The organism is Stenotrophomonas sp. IS26, from assembly GCF_054188265.1.
Window position 1 is genome coordinate 151,786 of record NZ_JBSZJV010000001.1, and the last position, 19,459, is coordinate 171,244.

Annotated in this window: 18 protein-coding genes; 13 read left to right on the forward strand and 5 right to left on the reverse strand. The window is 66.9% G+C overall.

Going from position 1 to position 19,459, the window contains the following annotated elements; all coding sequences use genetic code 11:
• Nucleotides 1-20 precede the first annotated feature (20 nt).
• Together ACW6W5_RS00615 and ACW6W5_RS00620 are read right to left on the reverse strand one after the other, a co-directional pair.
• Nucleotides 21-1,016, reverse strand: coding sequence for an energy transducer TonB (locus tag ACW6W5_RS00615; RefSeq protein WP_152152148.1), 996 nt, complete (start codon nt 1,014-1,016; stop codon nt 21-23).
• 187 nt (nt 1,017-1,203) lie between these two features.
• The gene (locus ACW6W5_RS00620; RefSeq protein WP_121040802.1) at nt 1,204-1,815 is read right to left on the reverse strand and encodes a TIGR00645 family protein; all 612 of its coding nucleotides are present in this window, start codon (nt 1,813-1,815) and stop codon (nt 1,204-1,206) included.
• Nucleotides 1,816-1,921: 106 nt separating this feature from the next.
• On the opposite strand from ACW6W5_RS00620, the gene ACW6W5_RS00625 reads away from it, so the two are divergent.
• From ACW6W5_RS00625 to ACW6W5_RS00650, 6 genes are all read left to right on the forward strand, one after another.
• Nucleotides 1,922-2,611 carry a glutathione binding-like protein gene (locus ACW6W5_RS00625; RefSeq protein WP_121040800.1) on the forward strand — a complete coding sequence of 230 codons (690 nt, stop codon included), beginning with the start codon at nt 1,922-1,924 and terminating at the stop codon, nt 2,609-2,611.
• Nucleotides 2,612-2,781: 170 nt separating this feature from the next.
• Nucleotides 2,782-5,010, forward strand: coding sequence for a S9 family peptidase (locus ACW6W5_RS00630; RefSeq protein ID WP_152152150.1), 2,229 nt, complete (start codon nt 2,782-2,784; stop codon nt 5,008-5,010).
• Between the two features lie 39 nt (nt 5,011-5,049).
• The gene (locus ACW6W5_RS00635) at nt 5,050-5,550 is read left to right on the forward strand and encodes a cytochrome c oxidase assembly factor Coa1 family protein (RefSeq protein WP_121040796.1); all 501 of its coding nucleotides are present in this window, start codon (nt 5,050-5,052) and stop codon (nt 5,548-5,550) included.
• A 147-nt stretch (nt 5,551-5,697) separates the two neighbouring features.
• On the forward strand, nt 5,698-6,972 hold the full coding sequence (locus ACW6W5_RS00640; protein WP_152152152.1) for a M12 family metallo-peptidase: 1,275 nt from the start codon (nt 5,698-5,700) through the stop codon (nt 6,970-6,972).
• Nucleotides 6,973-7,105: 133 nt separating this feature from the next.
• Nucleotides 7,106-7,693 (forward strand): hypothetical protein, encoded by a 588-nt coding sequence (locus ACW6W5_RS00645; protein WP_147433887.1) that lies wholly within the window; start codon nt 7,106-7,108, stop codon nt 7,691-7,693.
• Nucleotides 7,694-7,761: 68 nt separating this feature from the next.
• Nucleotides 7,762-9,573: a DUF885 domain-containing protein gene (locus tag ACW6W5_RS00650; RefSeq protein WP_193222774.1), complete on the forward strand. Its 1,812-nt coding sequence runs from the start codon at nt 7,762-7,764 to the stop codon at nt 9,571-9,573.
• Between the two features lie 83 nt (nt 9,574-9,656).
• Here ACW6W5_RS00650 and ACW6W5_RS00655 read toward each other — a convergent pair whose 3' ends face one another.
• Nucleotides 9,657-10,115: a hypothetical protein gene (locus ACW6W5_RS00655; RefSeq protein WP_019185443.1), complete on the reverse strand. Its 459-nt coding sequence runs from the start codon at nt 10,113-10,115 to the stop codon at nt 9,657-9,659.
• A gap of 181 nt (nt 10,116-10,296) precedes the next feature.
• Between ACW6W5_RS00655 and ACW6W5_RS00660 the strand changes: the two genes are divergently transcribed.
• The 4 genes from ACW6W5_RS00660 to ACW6W5_RS00675 all read left to right on the forward strand — a co-directional run bounded on the left by ACW6W5_RS00660 (nt 10,297) and on the right by ACW6W5_RS00675 (nt 12,907).
• Entirely contained in the window at nt 10,297-10,545 is a 249-nt protein-coding gene (locus ACW6W5_RS00660; RefSeq protein ID WP_019185442.1) for a hypothetical protein, read from the forward strand.
• A gap of 123 nt (nt 10,546-10,668) precedes the next feature.
• Nucleotides 10,669-11,586, forward strand: a complete 918-nt coding sequence (locus ACW6W5_RS00665; protein ID WP_152152156.1) for a bestrophin family protein — start codon at nt 10,669-10,671, stop codon at nt 11,584-11,586.
• A 27-nt stretch (nt 11,587-11,613) separates the two neighbouring features.
• On the forward strand, nt 11,614-12,603 hold the full coding sequence (gene hemB / locus ACW6W5_RS00670; RefSeq protein WP_152152157.1) for a porphobilinogen synthase: 990 nt from the start codon (nt 11,614-11,616) through the stop codon (nt 12,601-12,603).
• Between the two features lie 31 nt (nt 12,604-12,634).
• Entirely contained in the window at nt 12,635-12,907 is a 273-nt protein-coding gene (locus ACW6W5_RS00675; protein WP_121040784.1) for an SHOCT domain-containing protein, read from the forward strand.
• A 65-nt stretch (nt 12,908-12,972) separates the two neighbouring features.
• On the opposite strand, the gene ACW6W5_RS00680 is transcribed toward ACW6W5_RS00675, so the two are convergent.
• The gene (locus ACW6W5_RS00680; RefSeq protein WP_152152160.1) at nt 12,973-13,845 is read right to left on the reverse strand and encodes a TolB family protein; all 873 of its coding nucleotides are present in this window, start codon (nt 13,843-13,845) and stop codon (nt 12,973-12,975) included.
• 52 nt (nt 13,846-13,897) lie between these two features.
• Between ACW6W5_RS00680 and aroE the strand changes: the two genes are divergently transcribed.
• The 3 genes from aroE (at nt 13,898) to dinG (ending at nt 17,360) form a co-directional block, all read left to right on the forward strand.
• Nucleotides 13,898-14,743 carry a shikimate dehydrogenase gene (aroE, locus tag ACW6W5_RS00685; protein ID WP_152152162.1) on the forward strand — a complete coding sequence of 282 codons (846 nt, stop codon included), beginning with the start codon at nt 13,898-13,900 and terminating at the stop codon, nt 14,741-14,743.
• 10 nt (nt 14,744-14,753) lie between these two features.
• Nucleotides 14,754-15,116 carry a hypothetical protein gene (locus tag ACW6W5_RS00690; protein WP_152152164.1) on the forward strand — a complete coding sequence of 121 codons (363 nt, stop codon included), beginning with the start codon at nt 14,754-14,756 and terminating at the stop codon, nt 15,114-15,116.
• Nucleotides 15,117-15,257: 141 nt separating this feature from the next.
• Nucleotides 15,258-17,360 carry an ATP-dependent DNA helicase DinG gene (gene dinG, locus ACW6W5_RS00695; RefSeq protein ID WP_152152166.1) on the forward strand — a complete coding sequence of 701 codons (2,103 nt, stop codon included), beginning with the start codon at nt 15,258-15,260 and terminating at the stop codon, nt 17,358-17,360.
• A 123-nt stretch (nt 17,361-17,483) separates the two neighbouring features.
• Here dinG and ilvD read toward each other — a convergent pair whose 3' ends face one another.
• Complete coding sequence (ilvD, locus tag ACW6W5_RS00700) at nt 17,484-19,322, reverse strand: dihydroxy-acid dehydratase (RefSeq protein WP_121041328.1); 1,839 nt, start codon at nt 19,320-19,322, stop codon at nt 17,484-17,486.
• Between the last annotated feature and the right edge of the window lie 137 nt (nt 19,323-19,459).

A 19,459-nucleotide genomic window follows, 5' to 3' on the forward strand; every position in this document is an offset into this window, starting at 1 on the left:
CATCCAACGTGACGCCGCGATCAGCCGCCTTCCGGCGCGAAGGCAAGCGTACGGCGCGTCGTGACTGGTGCACCGACCGGTTCGAACTTCCAGCGCTTGACCGCATTGAGCGCTTCGCGATCGAACACGCGGGCCGGGGTGGCGCGCAGCACGCGAGCGGCGGTCACCGAGCCGTCGGTGCCGACCGTGAGTTCGACCAGTACTTCGCCGGAGGTGCCCGAGCGCAGGGCGTCGGCCGGGTAGCGCGGGGCGGGCGTGCTGACTGGGCGCAGGCTGGGTGCGGCGGCGGCCTGGCGGGTCGCCGCCGCCTGCTGGGCGGCCGCCTGCTGCTGGCGCTGTTCGGCCTCGCGACGGGCGGTGGCCTGGCGCTCGGCATCCTGCGTATCACGGCGCGCGGCTTCCTGCTGCGCGGCGATCTGCCGTGCGGCCTCGGCTTCGGTGGTCTGCTGCTGGGCCAGCTTCTGCTGTTCCACCAGCTGCTTGGCGCGGGTCTCGGCGTCCTTCTTGACCTTGTCGGTCTCTTCCTGGGTGCGCTTGAGGGCGGTCTGCATGCTGCCGCTGATGCCCTGCTTCAGGCGCGGCAACGCCGGGGCGGTCGGGTCCACTTTTTCGATCAGCGCGACCAGCCGCTGGGTCTCGGCGAAGTCCTCGCGGCCCAGGTTCTGCTCGGCGGCGATCAGGGTGTAGGGCAGCAGATCGGTCAGCGCGCTCTTGACCGAGGCGTCATCCGGCGTCTTGTCGCGCAGCGCCAGGTAATACTCGATGGCATTGTCGCCGGCCGGGGCGTACATGCGGTTCTCGCGCAGCGCCTTGCTGGCCAGCTCGCGCAGTTCCTCGGTGCCCATCGACTGGACCTTGGCCGACACCGCCGGTGCGGCCGGGGCAGCAGTGGGGGCCACAGGGGCCGCCGGCGTCGCCGGTACGGTCTCGTCCTTGCCCGAGCAGGCGGACAGGGCCACCAGCAGGATCATCGGCGCGAACAGCCGCGCCGGGCCATGAGTCTTGACGTGCGACATCCAACTCCCCTTTGAAGACGACGATACGTAGAGCCTGATGCGGTCAGGCCGACCGAAGGCCATGGACGTTTCCCGACGTCCACGGCGGACCCGCAGGTGTGCAATCTAGCATCACCCCGCCCGGCCCGGGGGCCAGGCGTCCAGGGCAGGGGGCATCCTCACCGATGCCGCCGCTGCCGTGCAAGCCTCAGTGAGACAGTGCCTTGCTTGGCGTGCCGCTCATCAGCTTGTCGGTGTAGGCGATGCCGATCGCCGAGAGGATGAAGGCGCCATGGATGATGGTCTGCCACATCACACCGTCGGAGGTCATCGTGGAGCACTTGATGACATCGCCCACGGCGGCGACGGCCTTCAGGTACGCCTCGCTGTTGCAGGCGGGCAGGGCGCCCAGGTTGCCGGCACCAATGAAGGTCTTGAGCAGGTGGATCGAGGAGATGCCGATGATCGACAGCGCCAGCTTTACCTTCAACACGCTGGCGTTGACGTGGCTCAGCCACTCCGGCTGGTCCGGATGACCTTCCAGGCGCAGACGCGACACGAAGGTTTCATAACCCCCGACGATCACCATCACCAGCAGGTTGGAGATCATCACCACGTCGATCAGGCCCAGCACCAGCAGCATGATTTCCTGCTCGCCCATCTGGTTTGCCTGGTGCAGCAGGTGCCACAGTTCCTTGCCGAACAGGAACACATAGACGCCCTGGGCCAGGATCAGGCCGAGGTACAGGGGCACCTGCAGCCAGCGCGAGGCGAAGATGAGGGTGGACAGGGCGTTCGGGGATTTCGAGGTCGAGCTCATGCTGGAATGCTGCGTTGCGGGGACGGCGCAGCGTAACGGTCCGGCTTGACCCTGCCAAGCCGAGTGACGGACTAGACTCGGGATTCTCTCTTCGCGAGCCCTCGCCATGATCGATCTGTACTACTGGCCTACCCCCAATGGCCACAAAGTCACGCTGATGCTGGAGGAAACCGGGCTGCCGTACCGGATCCAGCCGGTGAACATCGGCGCCGGGGACCAGTTCACGCCTGCCTTCCTGGCGATCTCACCCAACAACAAGATGCCGGCGCTGGTCGACCACCCGCCCACCGACGGCGACGCCCCGCAAAGCGTGTTCGAGTCCGGCGCGATCCTGCTGTACCTGGCCGAGAAGACCGGCCGCTTCCTGCCGGCCGACACCCGCGGCCGCGTGGCGGTACTGGAATGGCTGTTCTGGCAGATGGCCGGGCTCGGCCCGATGAGCGGGCAGATGGGCCATTTCAACGTCTACGCGCCCGAAAAGATTCCCTATGCGATCGAGCGCTACAACAACGAAGTGCGTCGCCTGCACGGGGTGATGGACAAGCGCCTGGCGCAGAGTGCCTACCTCGGCGGCGATGACTACAGCATCGCCGATATGGCCAGCTATCCGTGGATCGGGGCCTACGACACGCTTCCGGTGGACTTTGACGCCTTCCCGAACCTCAAGCGCTGGCATGACGCGATCGCCGCCCGACCGGCCACCCAGCGCGCGTATGCCCTGCGCGAGCAGGTGAACCCGCAGGCCGGCAAGCCGCTCAGCGAGGAAGAGCGCAAGCACCTGTTCGGCCAACGCTGACGCATTGGTCGCCTGCCCGGTCATGCCGGCCGCTGGCCGGCTTTCCGGCACGCTTGGCGCGGCAGGATACCCGCCATCCCCGGCACGATCGGAGCGGTTTTGGTTAGGATGAAGCGTTCCCCGTGCCGTTTTCCTGGCCGGGGACTGCCCAGACGCTCCCGGAACCCTCCATGCGCCACCTGTTTGCTTCGCTCGCCCTGATGCTCGCCTCGACCTCGATCGCCCACGCTGAAAAACTGACCCTGGATGCCATCACCGGCCCGCTGCCGTTGTCCGGCCCGACCCTGATGAAACCCAAGGTGGCCCCGGATGGCTCGCAGGTCAGCTTCCTGCGCGGCAAGGATGCGGACCGCAACCAGCTGGACCTGTGGGCGTACGACATCGCCAGCGGCCAGACCCATCTGCTGGTCGATTCCAAGGTGGTGCTGCCCGGCACGGAAACCCTGAGCGACGCTGAAAAGGCGCGCCGCGAGCGCCAGCGCATCGCCGCGATGACCGGCATCGTCGATTACCAGTGGTCGCCGGACGCCCGCACCCTGCTGTTCCCGCTCGGCGGCGAGCTGTACCTGTACGACCTGAGCAAGCAGGGCAAGGCCGCGGTGCGCCAGCTCACCCACGGCGAAGGCTTCGCTACCGATGCCAAGCTCTCGCCCAAGGGCGGCTTCGTCAGCTTCGTGCGCGCCCGCAACCTGTGGGTGATCGACCTGGCGAGCGGCCAGCAGCTCCAGCTCACCCGCGATGGCAGCGACACCATCGGCAATGGCGTGGCCGAGTTCGTCGCCGATGAGGAAATGGATCGCCACACCGGCTACTGGTGGGCGCCGGATGACTCGGCCATCGCCTTCGCCCGCATCGATGAGTCCCCGGTGCCGGTGCAGAAGCGCTACGAGATGTATGCCGACCGCACCGAGATGATCGAGCAGCGCTACCCGGCCGCCGGCGACCACAACGTCACCGTCAAACTGGCGGTGATCGCCCCGCGCCGCAACGCCCCGCCGCGCTGGATCGACCTCGGCCGCAACCCCGACATCTATCTGGCCCGCGTCGATTGGCGCGACCCGAAGCACCTGACCTTCCAGCGCCAGTCGCGCGATCAGAAGACGCTCGAACTGGTGCAGACCGAACTGGCCAGCGGCCAGCAGCGCACCCTGGTGACCGAAACGTCGCCGACCTGGGTACCGCTGCACAACAGCCTGCGCTTCCTCAAGCAGGGCGGTTTTGTGTGGTCGTCCGAGCGCAGTGGTTTCGAGCACCTGTACCGCATCTCCGATGACGGCAAGACCGTCACCGCGCTGACCGCCGGCAACTGGCCGGTGGACGAACTGCTGGCCGTGGACGAAGACGCCGGCAAGGTCTACTTCCGCGCCGGCGTGGACAGCCCGCGCGACAGCCAGCTGTACGCCGTGTCGCTGCAGGGTGGCGCGCCGCAGCGCCTGTCGCAGACCCCGGGCATGCATACCGCCAGCTTCGCGCGCAACGCCAGCGTCTACGTGGACAGCTGGTCCAACACCACCACGCCGCCGCAGATCGCGCTGCACCGTGCCAACGGCGAGAAGATCGCCACCCTGGTCGAGAACAATCTTGAAGACCCGGCACATCCCTACGCGCACTATCTCGATGCGCAGCGCCCGGTCGAGTTCGGCACCCTGACCGCCGCCGACGGCAAGACCGAGCTGCACTACAGCCTGATCAAGCCGACCGGTTTCGATCCGGCCAAGCGCTACCCGGTGGTGGTGTATGTCTACGGCGGCCCGGCCTCGCAGACGGTCACCAACAGCTGGCCCGGCCGTGGCGATCACCTGTTCAACCAGTACCTGGCCCAGCAGGGCTACGTGGTGTTCTCGCTGGACAACCGCGGCACCCCGCGTCGCGGCCGTGATTTCGGCGGTGCGCTGTACGGCGTGCAGGGCACGGTGGAAGTGGCCGACCAGCTGCGCGGCGTGGCCTGGCTGAAGCAGCAGGCTTGGGTCGATCCGGCGCGCATCGGCGTGCAGGGCTGGTCCAACGGCGGTTACATGACCCTGATGCTCCTGGCCAAGGCCTCCGACAGCTACGCCTGCGGCGTGGCCGGTGCACCGGTGACCGATTGGGGCCTGTACGACACCCACTACACCGAGCGCTACATGAACCTGCCGGGCAACAATCCCAAGGGCTATGAAGAAGCGCGCGTGCTGGCGCATATCGACGGCCTGCGCTCGCGCCTGCTGCTGATCCACGGCATGGCCGATGACAACGTGCTGTTCACCAACTCCACCGTGTTGATGAGCGCGTTGCAGAAGCGCGGCCAGCCGTTTGAACTGATGACCTATCCCGGTGCCAAGCACGGCCTGTCGGGCAGCAATGCGCTGCACCGCTACCGCCTGGCCGAGGATTTCCTGGGGCGCTGCTTGGCGCCCTGATCCGCCGTTCCTGCCACCGGCCTGACAAGGAGTTTGCCGATGACATTGCCGCCCGCACTTCCTGGTACCACCGTGTCCACCGGCTGGTGGCGACGCCACTGGCGCTGGGCCATGCCAGTGGCGGTGGTGGTCGGCATGGCGGCGGCAGCGGGCGCGGTGTGGTTCGCGCTGTCCCAGTGGGCGTACTGGAGCAAATCCAGCACGCCCTACCAGGAGGCCATGCGCCGCGCGCGCTGCAACGTCGAGCTGGTCGAAGCGCTGGGTGAGCCCCTGCGCGATGGCTACCTGCCGGCCGGCTCGATGCATTCCAATGGCCAGAGCCAGTTCGTGATCGGGGTGAGCGGTCCACAAGGGAAGGGCCGCCTGTTCCTCAATGCCAAGCGCAGTGGCGTGCACTGGGACTACCCGATGCTGTATGTGGTCACCGATGCCAACGACGCCATCGATCTGACCGCGCTGGATGATGCCGAGGCCGCCGAGCGCTGCGCGCTGGCCGAGTGCCGGGCCAAGGGCGAGTGCCCACCGTCGCTCCGTCTTTGAGGGGTGGCTTGGAAGCGTCAGCCTTTCGAATCCGAGATGACGGATGGTTTCGTTGATACCGTGATGCCGCGCGGCGTTCCGCGCACCTGCTGCCGTTAGCCTCGATGCACCTGCCCGGTCGGGCAACGCTGCAGGCGAGGTGGAGACGTGAAACGCATCCTGTGTGGTTGGTTGATCGCGGTGTGTGGCGTGTTGCTGGCGCCGACGACCTGGGCGGCGGTACCGTTCATCGAGGTGCCCGCCGACGGATGGGACCCTGGACCGGAGGCGCGCAAGCGCTACTCCAAGGGCATTTTCGACTGGGCCCGGCGGGTAGAGGTGCACCGTGCTGCGCTGGCGGCTGACCAGCTTCAGGTCGATCTGTTTGACGGCATTCTCGTCGTCAACCGTATGCGCGCTGCCAATAGTGAGACGGACATTACACCGCTCTATCAGGCCATCGGAACGGGACGGGAAGTCCATCGTGAAGCCACGTCGTCGCGGCACCTGTGGGTGGGTGAAGTGGTCGGTGGGCGTGGTGCAGGGGGCATGCCCCAGATTGTCCACGTCATCGAAATGGAAAATGGCGAGTTGATGACGAGCTTCACCCGAGGTCATCTTCGTTACCAACTGTTCGGGAACCTGTTGGTGCGCAGTGATCTGCGGAGGCTGCCGAACGAGGCACCCACGGTGCGCGACCCATATCCAGTGGATCCGCTCATTCTCGACCAAGTCACTCAGTCCGATGAGCGATCCACTATCCGGGTCGCCTTCGGCTATGGGAACAAATCACTGGCGGATGGGAGAGAGCAGATCTTTAGCATGATGCAAAGAGCTGTCGCACATGCAAATGAAGGATTTCGAGAGAGCGGAGTTCTCGTTGACCTGCAGCGGGCGGGAAATGCGCTCCCCGGATATGCCGAATCGACCGTGTTGCAGGCGCTGGACGATCTAGCGTTAGGCATCGAAGGGCCGCTCTGGCTCGTCCATAGAATGCGGCAGATGGAGAAAGCGGATCTCATCTTGATGATCGTCGATACAGACGACGCACCTACTGTTTGCGGCCAGGCACAGCGCTTGCTGGCAACGAAGGAGACGGCGTTTGCGGTGGTGGAGCGGAACTGCCTTGCAGACGAGAAGAACAGCCTTGCTCATGAAATTGGCCACTTGCTTGGCGCCGATCATGACCTGGCGCATGCCTCCGTCCATCCTCCGAAATTCGAATATGGCCACGGCTATCAGGCGCCGCTGAACACGCCTGATCGTTGGCGGACAGTGATGGCTTACGATTGCAGCGACCGCGAATGCGGTCGCATCAATCGATGGTCTTCGCCAAGCGGAAGTCACAATGGACTACCCGCCGGAACGGCGCGGCAACATCACAACGTTCGCGTGCTGAACGAGACGCGTGCCACGATTGCGGCCTTCTATCCAGACCCTTGATCATTGCCTACAGGCGAGAGAACTACGCAATGTGCCTAGCGTTAGCTAGTGAAATTCCATTCATCATGCCAGCGTTGAAACGTGGAAAGCCGGGTCGGGCAATGTCCGGCAATGCTCCAAGCGAGGTGGAGACGTGAAACGCATCCTGTGTGGTTGGTTGATCGCGCTTTGTGGTGTGTTGCTGGCGTCGACGACGTGGGCGGCGGTACCGTTCATCGAGGTGCCCGCCGATGGATGGGGCCCCGGGCCGGAGGCGCGCAAGCGCTACTCCACCGGAATGTACGACTGGGCACGGAGGGTCAAGGTGGACCGGACCGCACTGGCCTCCGATCGGATCCAGGTCGATCTGTTCGACGAGGTGCTCGTTATCGAACGTACGTCCCTCATCGCCACCGAGCCGGAGGATGTTCGTCTGTATGTGGCGGAAGGCAGCACACATGTTGTCCAGCGCTCGTCCACATCGCGGCGACTTTGGACAGGAACGATCATCGGGGTGCGCGGGCCTGGGGGAATACCGAGCACCGTGGACATCACCGAACTGGGCAACGGCGACTTCATGTCCAGTTTTTCACGGGGCCACGTGCTGTATCAGCTATTTGGGGATCTACTGTTGCGCATCGATCTGCGTCGGGTTCCCAATGAGGCACCCACGGTGCGCGACCCATATCCTGTCGACCCGTTCATTCTCGACACCGCCGGCCAGCCTCCCGGCGGGGCATGACCTCCGGCCAATTGCCCCCGGCCCGCCAAGTGCGTAGGGTCGCAGGCATCCTGCCCTGGAGTTCCTGCATGAAGCCGCTTGTCTTCGCTGTCGCGTTGGCCCTGACCGTTCCCGCCGCGTTGTCGGCCCCGCCGGCCTTGGCCGCCCCGGCTGCCGCCAAGCCCGCCGCCTCGCCGGCCTGGGTCACCCGCAGCAACACGCTGGCGCAGATCCTGCTCGATGCGCAGGGCCCGTTCCAGCCGGAAGAGACCGGCTTCTTCGGCGTACCCGGCTATGACGACAAGGTGGCCGATTTCGGCCCCGACAACGGTGCTCGCTACCGCGCGGCGATGACCAAGGCCCGCGGTGAACTGCAGGCCAAGCTCGCCACCGAACGCGATCCCAACGTCCGCCAGGACCTGGCGATCATGATCGCCGCTGCCAACCAGAACATCGAAGGCAGCGAACTCAACGAGAAGTACCTGCTGCCGTGGAGCGACACCCCGCAGACGGTGTTCAGCGGCCTCAACCTGCTGCTGTCCGACCAGGTGCCCACCGAGCGCCGGGCCAAGGCGCTGGATCGCCTGAAGGCCTACGCCGGGCTTGCCCCGGGCACGCAGCCGGTGACCACGCTGTCGCGCCAGCGCTATGAAGAGCGCCTGGGCGACAAGACCCTGCTGCAGCCGACTAAGATCGAAGTGGAGCAGTCGCTGGCCAATGTGGACACCTACATCACCGGCATCGAGCAGCTGTTCGGCAAGTACAAGGTGGCCGGCGCCGAGCAGGCGCTGCAGACCATCGCCAGCCAGCTGCGCGAGTACCGCGATTGGACCCGCCGCGAGGTGCTGCCCAAGGCCCGCACCGATGCGCGTCTGCCCGAGCCGCTGTATGCGTACCAGCTCAAGCGCGTGGGCATCGACATCGCCCCGGCGCTGCTGATGCAGCGGGCCCAGCTGGAATTCATGGAAACCCGCTCGGCGATGCGCCAGCTGGCACCGCTGGTAGTGCAGGCCAAGGGCCTGAAGGTCACCGACAGCACCGACCCGGTGGCCGTGGTACGTGCGCTCAAGGGCGACAAGATTCCCGACGATCAGCTCGAGCACCACTACCGCGGCGTGATCGATGCGATCGACCCGATCATCCGCAAGGAAAAGATCGTCGATGTGCCGCAGCGCCCGATGCAGATGCGCCTGGGCTCGGCTGCCGAAAGCGCCGCCTCGCCGGCACCGCATTTCCTGCCGGCGCCGCTGGTCGGCAATACCGGGCAGCAGGGCACCTTCGTGTTGCCGCTGGGCAACCCGGCCGCTGGCGACAAGGCCGCGCAGTACGACGATTTCAACTTCGGCTCGGCCGCCTGGACGCTGAGCGCGCATGAAGGCCGCCCGGGCCACGAACTGCAGTTCACCGCGATGGTCGAGCGCGGCATCTCGCTGGCCCGCACGATGTTCGCCTTCAATTCGGTCAACGTGGAAGGCTGGGCGCTGTATGCCGAAGCGGAGATGGTGCCGTACGAGCCGCTGGACGGTCAGCTGATCGCGCTGCAGTTCCGCCTGCTGCGGGCCGCACGCGCGATGCTGGACCCGATGCTCAACCTGGGTCAGATCGACCGGGCCAACGCCGAGCGCGTGCTGATCGATGAGGTCGGCCTGTCCAAGGCGATGGCCACGCAGGAGCTGGACCGCTACATGGTGCGCATGCCCGGCCAGGCCGGCAGCTACTTCTACGGCTACACCCGGATTCTTGAGCTGCGCATGCAGACCGAGCTGGCGCTGGGCGATCGCTTCGACCGGCTGGCGTTCAACAACTTCCTGCTCGACCAGGGCCTGCTGCCGCCGGACCAGCTGGCCAAGGCCGTCAATGACGTCTTCGTGCCGAAGTACAAAAGCGCGGCCAAGCGCTGACGCGTTTGCGGTAGGCACCGACCGTTGGTCGGTGCGCTATCCCAGCAGCCACGACCAACGGTCGTGGTCTACCGCGGCCTTCGTTACCGCTGCGGCGTGATCGTCTGCGTCGGCAGGCGCGGCGCCGGCGGCGGATTCGGGACCCAGATGGCCACACCGGCCGCGCGCTTCTGCGTGGTCGGGATGCCGATGCCCACACCACCGCCCACGTGCGAGCCGTAGCTGCCCGCACCGACGGACATGCCGACTGGCGAGCCGCTGGAGCCCACGCCCATCAGGATCACGCCGTTGGCACCGAGGGCGGCGGCCTCACGCTTGAGCCGCATGACCGCGGCATCGGTCTGGCCCTGTGTGCCGAAACCGACCGCACTGGCCGATTCGAGCTGGGCGATTTCCTGTGACCCTGCCGGCGGCGTGGAATAAATCTGCACCGTGGCCGGATCGACCGGGGCACGCGCCTGGCCGAGCATGACCTTGGAGGTGCTGGCGCAGCCGGCGCTGAGCAGCGCCAGGCCCAGCAATGCAGCGCATCGGATGTTCATGGCGTTACCCCTGTGTGTCATGGCTGGGATGATCGGTGCTGGCGACTGAATCGGTCCCAACCCCTGCCAATGCACCCTAGCACCGCCCCGGTGAGGCCCCCGCCAACGGCGTCTCGCTGCCGCTTGCGCCTGCGCCGGGAACCGCTATGGTGGGCCACGCATTCACCTCAAGGAGCCGGGCATGGGATTGATCAGTCTGTTGTGGGGCATCGTCGCGCTGCTCTGGATGATTGTGGCCCTGATCCCGCTATTGGGCTGGGGCAACTGGTTCCTGATCCCGTTTGCCGCGGTGGGTGCGGTGATCGCCGCCATCGGCATCCTGTTCACCCACGCCAGCAAGCGCGGCCGGGCCTGGACCGGGCTGGTGCTCAACGGCATCGTGGTGGTGGTGGGGATCGTCCGGCTCGGGCTGGGTGGCGGCATCATCTGAGCCGTGCGGGTGCGACCGACCGTCGCAGCTCACGGCCGCCCGGTACCATCGGCGTAGAATGACCGGCTGCCGCATCCGGCTCTGCCGGCGGTCCACGCCCGTCCGGGCGCTCTCCCTGCACCGATGATCATTCGTCCTCGTCCCCACGGCTGGCAACTGCTCTACATCCTGCGCGGCTCCATCGTTCCGGCGGTGGCTCCGAAGGTCGTGGCGATCCTATTGCTGTCGGTCGCGGTCGCGGCCTTGGCCGAGCTGTGGCACCCGCCGGGCATCGAGCGCGTGTCGGTGGCACCGTTCACCCTGCTGGGCCTGGTGCTGTCGATCTTCCTCAGCTTCCGCAACAACGCCTGCTTCGAGCGCTGGTGGGAAGGCCGCAAGCTATGGGGCCAGCTGATTTATGAATCACGCAGCCTGGCCCGCCTGTGCCAGGCGCTGCTGGTCGACGATACGGCGCTGCGTGATCGCGTGTGCCGGCTGTGCATCGGTTTCGCGCATGCGCTGGCGGCCCGCCTGCGTGGCCGCGACATGGCGCTGGCGGCGCTGCCGTGGGTACCCGAGGCCGATCGCGCGCGGTTCGGCCAGCGCCTCAATGCACCGGATCAACTGTTGGCGATGATCGCTGCCGATCTCGCCCAGGCGCTGCGCGCCGGTCAGCTGGATTCGTACCTCTACACGCAGTTCGAAACACGCCTGCATGCGCTGTCCAGCATCCAGGCCGGTTGCGAGCGCATCCTGACCACGCCGCTGCCGTTCGCCTACACGCTGCTGCTGCACCGGTGCGCGTGGCTGTTCTGCGTGCTGCTGCCCTTCGGCCTGGCCAGTTCGCTGGGTTGGGCAACGCCGGTGGTCTCGGCCGTGCTGGCGTATGCGTTCTTCGGCCTGGACCAGCTCGGCGAGGAGATGGAAGAGCCGTTCGGGCTGGAATCCAACGACCTGCCGCTGGACGCGATGGTGCGCACCATCGAAATCGATCTGCTCGACAGCCTGGGCGTCCAGCCGCTGCCCGAGCCCCTGCAACCGCGGCAGTACCTGCTGCAGTAATTCCTGCCTTCCGTTCCGGAGCTTCTCATGGCACATCCTGACTATCGCCCCCGCCGCATGCGTCACGACGAGTTCTCGCGTCGTTTGATGCGCGAGAACACGCTGACCACCGACGACCTGATCTATCCGGTGTTCGTGCACGAGCTGGCCGGCCGCGCGCCGGTGGCTTCGATGCCCGGCGTGGAGCGGCTGTCGATCGACGAGCTGTTGAACGTGGCGGAAGAAGCGCTGGAACTGGGCATCCCGGTGATCGACCTGTTCCCGGTGATCGATCCGGCCGGCAAGTCGCTCGATGCCGCCGCGGCGTGGGATGAGAACGGTCTGGCACAGCGCGCCATCCGCGCGTTGAAGTCGCGCTTCCCCGAGCTGGGGGTAATGACCGATGTCGCGCTGGATCCGTACACCACGCATGGCCAGGACGGCATCATCGATGACAAGGGTTACGTGCTCAACGACATCACGGTGGAGGCGCTGGTCAAGCAGTCGCTGTCGCACGCCCAAGCCGGCGTGGACATCATTTCCCCGTCGGACATGATGGATGGCCGCATCGGTGCGATCCGCCGTGCGCTGGATGCCGCCGGCCACGTCAACGTGCGGATCATGGCCTACTCGGCCAAGTACGCCTCGGCGTTTTACGGTCCGTTCCGCGACGCGGTCGGCAGCTCCACCGGCCTCGGCAAGGCGGACAAGAAGACCTACCAGATGGACCCGGCCAACGGCGACGAGGCCATGCGTGAGATCGCGCTGGACCTGGAAGAGGGCGCGGACATGGTGATGGTCAAGCCGGGCATGCCCTACCTGGACCTGGTGCGCCGGGTGAAGCAGCAGTTCGGCGTGCCGACCTTCGCCTATCAGGTCAGTGGCGAGTACGCGATGATGAAGGCCGCCTTCGCCAATGGCTGGCTGGACGAGCGGGCCTGCGTGATGGAATCGCTGATCGGCTTCAAGCGCGCCGGCGCCGATGGCGTGTTGACCTATTTCGCCCCGCAGGTGGCGCGTTGGCTGCGCGAACGCTGACAATACGCGCCCACCCCGATACAGGACGAGGATGATGCAGACGATGGGATGGCTACAGTGGGTGACCTGGACGGCCGGCGTGCTGGCCTTTGCCGTGGTCATCGGGCTGGTGATCCGTGGTGTGCGCCGCGCCGCGCGGCAGGCGCCGGAGCAACCCTCCGCCGCCGCGCGCATTGCCCGTGAGGCGCAGCTGTCGCCCGCCTTGCAGGCACAGCTGGCGGCATTGAACCAGCGCAAGGATCACGGCGAGATCAGCGAAGCGCAGTACGAACAGCAACGCGCGGCGCTGCTGCAGGCGCACTAGCGCTCGGCCAGCACGATCACGGGTAGCGCCACGCCATGCGTGGCTTCCTTTCAGCCCCGGCGGCGTCAACCGCAGCCGGCACCTCGCGGTGCTGACGGCGCCTTGATCCGGTACAGGTCCAGCCCGCCGGCACGCGGTGCGCGTGCCATGCCAGCCAGGACCATCTCCGAAGGCTTGGACGCGTCCACCACCGGCGCGCCGGTCTGGCCGTCGGCGGTATTGAACGACAGCGTCAGCGGCACCGCCGCCTGGCGGTGATCGCAGCTCGCCAGCAGGACCTGCGAATGCCCCTCGCTTGCGCGGGTGAATGCCAGTGCGCCGTCATTGTCCAGCCAGGCGGCCCCGAGTTCGTCGGCGGCCGTATTGAGCGGGGCCGGCAGGGCCTGCACCGTGCCAAATCCCTCACCCTGCACGGGCGCCAGATACAGATCGAAGCCGCCCTGGGTGGCTGTGCCATTGCGCGAGAACAGCAACGTGCGTCCATCCGGACGCAGCGCGGGGACACGTTCATCGGTGCGGGTGTTGAGCGCCGGCAGGGCCTGCACGGTCCCGAAGGTGCCATCGGTGGCCACCGGGGCACGGTACAGATCGAACCCGCCCTGGCCGCCGCGGCGGTTGGAGGCGAAGTACAGCCACTGGCCATCGTGGCTGAAATACGGGTCGCGCTCATCGTCGGCGCTGTTGAGCGCGAGCGGGGCAGGGTCCTGCCAGCGCCCTTCGCGCAGCACCGCCTGCCACAGGTCCCAGCCGCCGCTGGCCCCGGCGCGGTCGCTGGCCCACACGATGCGCTGGCCGTCCGGCGCGATCGTGGCCTGGGCTTCGTTGGCCTTGGTCGAGACCACGCCCATGCCCTCGATGCCGAATTCGGAAAGCGCCATCGCGGCGGGTGTGCAGAGTAAACTGGCGCTCAGCGCGAGCAGAGACAATGGAATGCGCATCATCGCGTCCGTTGGGGTTTGCGTTCCATTCTAGGCCCGGAGCAGGAAACCCATGACCGACCGTTACGCCGTATTCGGCCAGCCCATCGCGCATTCGCAGTCGCCGCACATCCATGCCACGTTCGGCCGGCAGGAAGGCCTGGCGCTGGATTACCGTGCGATCGAGGCATCGCCGGGCGAGTTCCTGGCAGCCCTGGAAGCTTTTGCCGCCGAAGGGGGCGTGGGCGCCAACATCACCGCGCCGCACAAGGAAGCCGCCTTCGCGCTGTGCACCACGCTGACCTCGCGCGCCCGCCGCGCCGGCGCGGTCAACACCCTGCTGCGCAAGGGCGACCGCTGGCACGGCGATACCACCGATGGCATCGGCCTGGTCCGTGACCTCACCGACCGCCACGGCCTGGACCTGCGTGGCCGCCGTACCCTGCTGATCGGCGCCGGTGGTTCGGCCCGCAGCGTGGCCCCGGCCTTGCTGGATGCCGGCATCCTGGAGCTGGTGGTGGTCAACCGCACCCCGGAGCGCGCCGACGCGCTGATCGATGCGATGGGCGAGCCGGGCCGAGCGATCACCCGCTACTGGGAAGACATCCGCGAGCTGGGCGATTTCGAGCTGATCATCAACGCCACCTCGGCCGGCCGCGACCGCGCCGCGGAGTTCAAGCTGCCGCTGTCGCTGGTCAACAGCATGACCACCGCGGTCGATCTCAACTACGGCGAGGCTGCGATTGCCTTCACTGCGTGGGCGCGCTCGGCCAGCTGCCGCAACATCGTTGATGGCCTGGGCATGCTGGTCGAACAGGCGGCGGAGAGCTTCCTGCAGTGGCACGCCGTGCGCCCGCAGACCGATGCCGTCTACACCGAGCTGCGCACCCAGCTGGCGCCGCTGGCCGGGGAGGACTGAGCCGGTGGACATGGATCTGCTGATCTCGATGCTGACCATGGTGGGCGTGCGCCTGCCGGTGCTGATTGCGCTGGCAATCGCCGTGGTCTGGGTGGTGGATACCCCGCGCGGCGCGATCCGCAGCGTGGCCCTGGGCGCACTGGGCGTGATGGCGCTGACCACCCTGGCCGGCCTGGTGCTGAACCTGGTGCCGATGTGGATGGTGCAGCAGGGCAACTACGAGAACCTGCAGCTGATGTCCAAGCTGCTCGGTGCCGGCCACTTCGCACTCAATCTGTTCGAGGCGCTTGCGCTGGTGCTGCTGGTCTGGGCGATGACCCGCGCGCTGCGCGGCCGCGCCGTTCCGCCCGTTGCGCCGCTGCCGCCGCGCTGAGCAGGTGCAGCAGGCTGTCGCGGCCCACAGCGTTGGCGTGGGCCGCGTCACGGATATGAACCGTCGCGGAAAATGGCGCCGGTCACGGCCCCCGGGTCGTGAGAAAATGGGGACTGTGATCCAGTCAGGCAGTCCCCCGGCGTGACCGAAAAAGTTGAAGCCCCCCGCGCCCTGAACGACGAGCTCAAGGCCGGCATCCGCGATGCCTACGCCAAGCTGCAGGCCAATACGCCCGGCTTCAGCACACGGCGTTCGCAGAGCCAGATGATCGGCGTGGTGTCGCGTGCGCTCTCGCACAGCGGCGGCGTCGGCGTGGTCGAAGCGCCGACCGGCGTCGGCAAGTCGCTGGGCTACCTGACCGCCGGCGTGCCGATCGCGCTGGCGACCAAGAAGAAGCTGGTGATCAGCACCGGCACCGTGGCGCTGCAGTCGCAGCTGGTCGAGCGCGACATCCCCAATTTCCTCAAGGCCACCGGCATCGAAGCCACCGTGGCGCTGGCCAAGGGCCGCACCCGCTACCTGTGCACCCGCAACGCGGCAGAAGCACATGGCGACGGCGCGCAGGAAGGCATGTTCGACGACGAACAGCCGTTGTTCGACCGCCCGTTGGCGCCGATCGAGATGGACCTGGCGCAATCGCTGAGCAAGGCTTTCCTCGAAGGCCGCTGGAACGGTGACCTGGACAACGCGCCGGAGACGATCAGCAACACCCTGCGCTCGCGCATCACCACGCCCGCCTCGGGCTGCGCCGGGCGCAAGTGCGCCTACTCGGCGCAGTGCGCGGTACTGCGCTCGCGCAACACCGTGCGCGAGGCGCAGATCGTGGTGACCAATCACGCGCTGCTGTTGTCGGCGCTGTCGATCGGCGAGAGCGACAACGGCCAGCCGCTGATCGCGCCGCCCTCGGACATGCTGCTGGTGCTTGATGAAGGGCATCACATCGGCAACGTCGCCATCGACCAGGGCGCGGCCAGCCTCGCGCTGGACGAAATGGCCAAGCGCACCGGCCGCCTGCAGGTGCTGATCGCTGCGTCCTACCGCGCGGTGGACAAGGACAAGCTGGGCAACCTGCTGCCCAACGAGGCCATCGAAGCCGCCGCCAAGGTCAGCAAGCAGCTCAAGGCGTTCCGCGATGTGATCGACCGCAGCTGGCGGCCGGACCCGGCCGCCCAGGAGCCGATGTGGCGCGCCCCGAACGGCCGCCTGCCGGAAATCTGGATGCCCGATATCGAGGCCATCGCCGACGACACCCGCGCGCTGTTCAACTGGGCGCATGCCGCGCTGACACAGGTCGCCAAGGGCAAGCCCGAGGATGCCGCGCGCGAACGCCTGCAGCGCAACCTTGGCATGGCGCTGGAGATGATCGAGCAGCAGCACAATCTGTGGACCGGCTGGCGCCGCGAAGACAAGGAGGGCCAGCCGCCGACCGCGCGCTGGATCACCCTCTCGCGCGATGGCGACCTGGTCCTGCATGGCTCGCCGGTCTCGGCCGCGAACGTGCTGCGCAAGCTGCTCTGGGATGAAGTGGATTCGGTGGTGATGACCTCGGCCACGCTCACCGGCGGTGGCGATTTCCAGGCGCTGGCGATCGACAACGGCATTCCGGCCGAAGCCGAGATGGTCTCGCTGGCCTCGCCGTTCGATCTGCCCAACCAGGCCCAGCTGATCGTGCCAGCGTTCCCGGTGACCCCGGATGACAAGGAAGGTCACCCCAAGGAAATCGCGAAGTACCTGGTCAAGGAGCTGGACTGGGGCAAGGGCAGCATCGTGCTGTTCACCTCGCGCTGGAAGATGGAGAAGGTGGCCGAGCTGATGCCGGCCGCGCAGCGCAAGCACGTGCTGGTGCAGGGCGAGACCGCCAAGCAGAAAATGATCGACGAGCACCTGCGGCGCACCTCGGCCGGGGAGGGCTCGGTGCTGTTCGGGCTCAATTCCTTCGGCGAGGGCCTCGATCTGCCCGGCGAGGCCTGCACCACGGTGGTGATCACCCAGGTGCCCTTCGCGGTGCCGACCGACCCGCAGACCTCCACGCTGAGCGAGTGGTTCGAAAGCCGTGGCCTGAACGCCTTCAACCTGATCGCGATCCCGCACGCCCTGCGTACGCTGACCCAGTTCTCCGGCCGCTTGATCCGCACCTCCACCGATACCGGCCGCGTGATCATCCTCGACTCGCGGCTGCTGACCCGCCGCTACGGCAAGCGCATCATCGATTCACTGCCGCCGTTCAAGCGGGTGATCGGGTAGCGGTACACGACACTTGCAACGGGGCGTTGCGTTGCGAAACGGTAGAGCCACGCCATGCGTGGCTGCTCTCCGATCAGAACGCGCCGCAGCCTGAAACTGCACCCATCCACGCGTGGCGTGGAGCTAGTCCTCCAGTTTCGCCAGGTCGCGCACCGCGCCCTTGTCAGCACTCGTGGCCAGCAGCGCATAGGCCTTCAGTGCACCGGTGACCTTGCGCGGACGCGCCTCGCGCGGCTTCCAGCCGAGCGCGTCCTGTTCGGCGCGGCGTGCGGCCAGCGTGGCGTCATCGAGCAGCAGATCGATGCGCCGTGCGGGAATGTCGATACGGATGCGGTCGCCGTTGCGGACCAGGCCAATGGTGCCGCCCGAGGCCGCTTCCGGCGAGGCATGCCCGATCGACAGGCCCGAGGTGCCACCGGAGAAACGGCCGTCGGTGAGCAGGGCGCATTGCTTGCCCAGGCCCTTGGATTTCAGATAGCTGGTCGGGTACAGCATTTCCTGCATGCCCGGGCCACCGCGCGGTCCTTCGTAGCGGATCACCACCACATCGCCGGCGACCACTTCATCGGCGAGGATGCCCTGTACAGCGGCGTCCTGGCTCTCGAACACACGCGCGTTGCCTTCGAACACGTGGATGGATTCATCGACGCCGGCGGTCTTCACCACGCAGCCATCAACGGCCAGATTGCCGCGCAGCACCGCCAGCCCGCCTTCGGCCGAATAGGCATGCGCGACGGCGCGGATACAGCCTTCGGCACGGTCCACGTCCAGCGTCGGCCAGCGCGTGGCCTGGCTGAACGCGACCTGGGTCGGGATGCCGGCGGGCCCTGCGCGGAAGAAATCGTGGACCTTCTCATCGGTGCTCACCGCGACATCCCAGCGCGCGATCGCCTCGGCCAGGGTGCGGCTGTGCACGGTCGGCACGTCGGTATGCAGCAGGCCACCGCGTGCGAGCTCGCCGAGGATGCCGAACACACCGCCCGCGCGATGCACATCCTCCATGTGGTACTTCGGTGTGTTCGGCGCAACCTTGCACAGCTGCGGCACACGGCGTGAGAGTTCGTCGATGGCATGCAGATCGAAGTCCACCTCCGCTTCCTGCGCCGCGGCCAGCAGATGCAGGATGGTGTTGGTGGAACCGCCCATGGCGATGTCCAGCGTCATCGCATTCTCGAACGCTTCGCGGGTGGCGATGCCGCGCGGCAATGCACCCGCTTCTTCGCCCCCATACCAGCGATGGCACAGCTCCACGATCAGGCGCCCGGCGCGGCGGAACAGCTGCTCGCGGTCGGCGTGGGTGGCCAGCGTGGAGCCGTTGCCGGGCAGCGACAAGCCCAGTGCTTCGGTCAGGCAGTTCATCGAGTTGGCGGTGAACATGCCCGAGCACGACCCGCACGTGGGACAGGCGCTGCGCTCGTACTCGGCGACCTTCTCGTCGCTGGCGCTTTCATCGGCGGCGATCACCATCGCATCGACCAGGTCCAGCTTGTGCTCGGACAGGCGCGTCTTGCCGGCTTCCATCGGGCCACCGGAGACGAATACCACCGGGATGTTCAGGCGCAGCGCGGCCATCAGCATGCCGGGGGTGATCTTGTCGCAGTTGGAGATGCACACCAGGGCGTCGGCACAGTGCGCGTTGACCATGTACTCCACCGAGTCGGCGATGATCTCGCGGCTGGGCAGCGAATACAGCATGCCGTCGTGGCCCATGGCGATCCCGTCATCCACCGCGATGGTGTTGAACTCCTTCGCCACGCCGCCGACCTGCTCGATCTCGCGCGCCACGAGCTGGCCCAGGTCCTTGAGGTGCACGTGGCCGGGCACGAACTGGGTGAACGAGTTGGCGACGGCGATGATCGGCTTGTGGAAGTCGCCATCGGTCATCCCGGTGGCGCGCCACAGGGCGCGTGCGCCGGCCATGTTGCGGCCGGCGGTGGAGGTGCGGGAGCGGTATTCAGGCATGGTGGCTGGCAGGATCTGGCGGGCCGTGGGGGCGCGTTTCACCTCGATTCTGCCGAAAAATTCCGGTTGCGTTTGCAACCACCTTCGCCGCTGCCGCGGCCCCGCCCAGAGCGAATGCTGAAACGCTGTTCATGTTT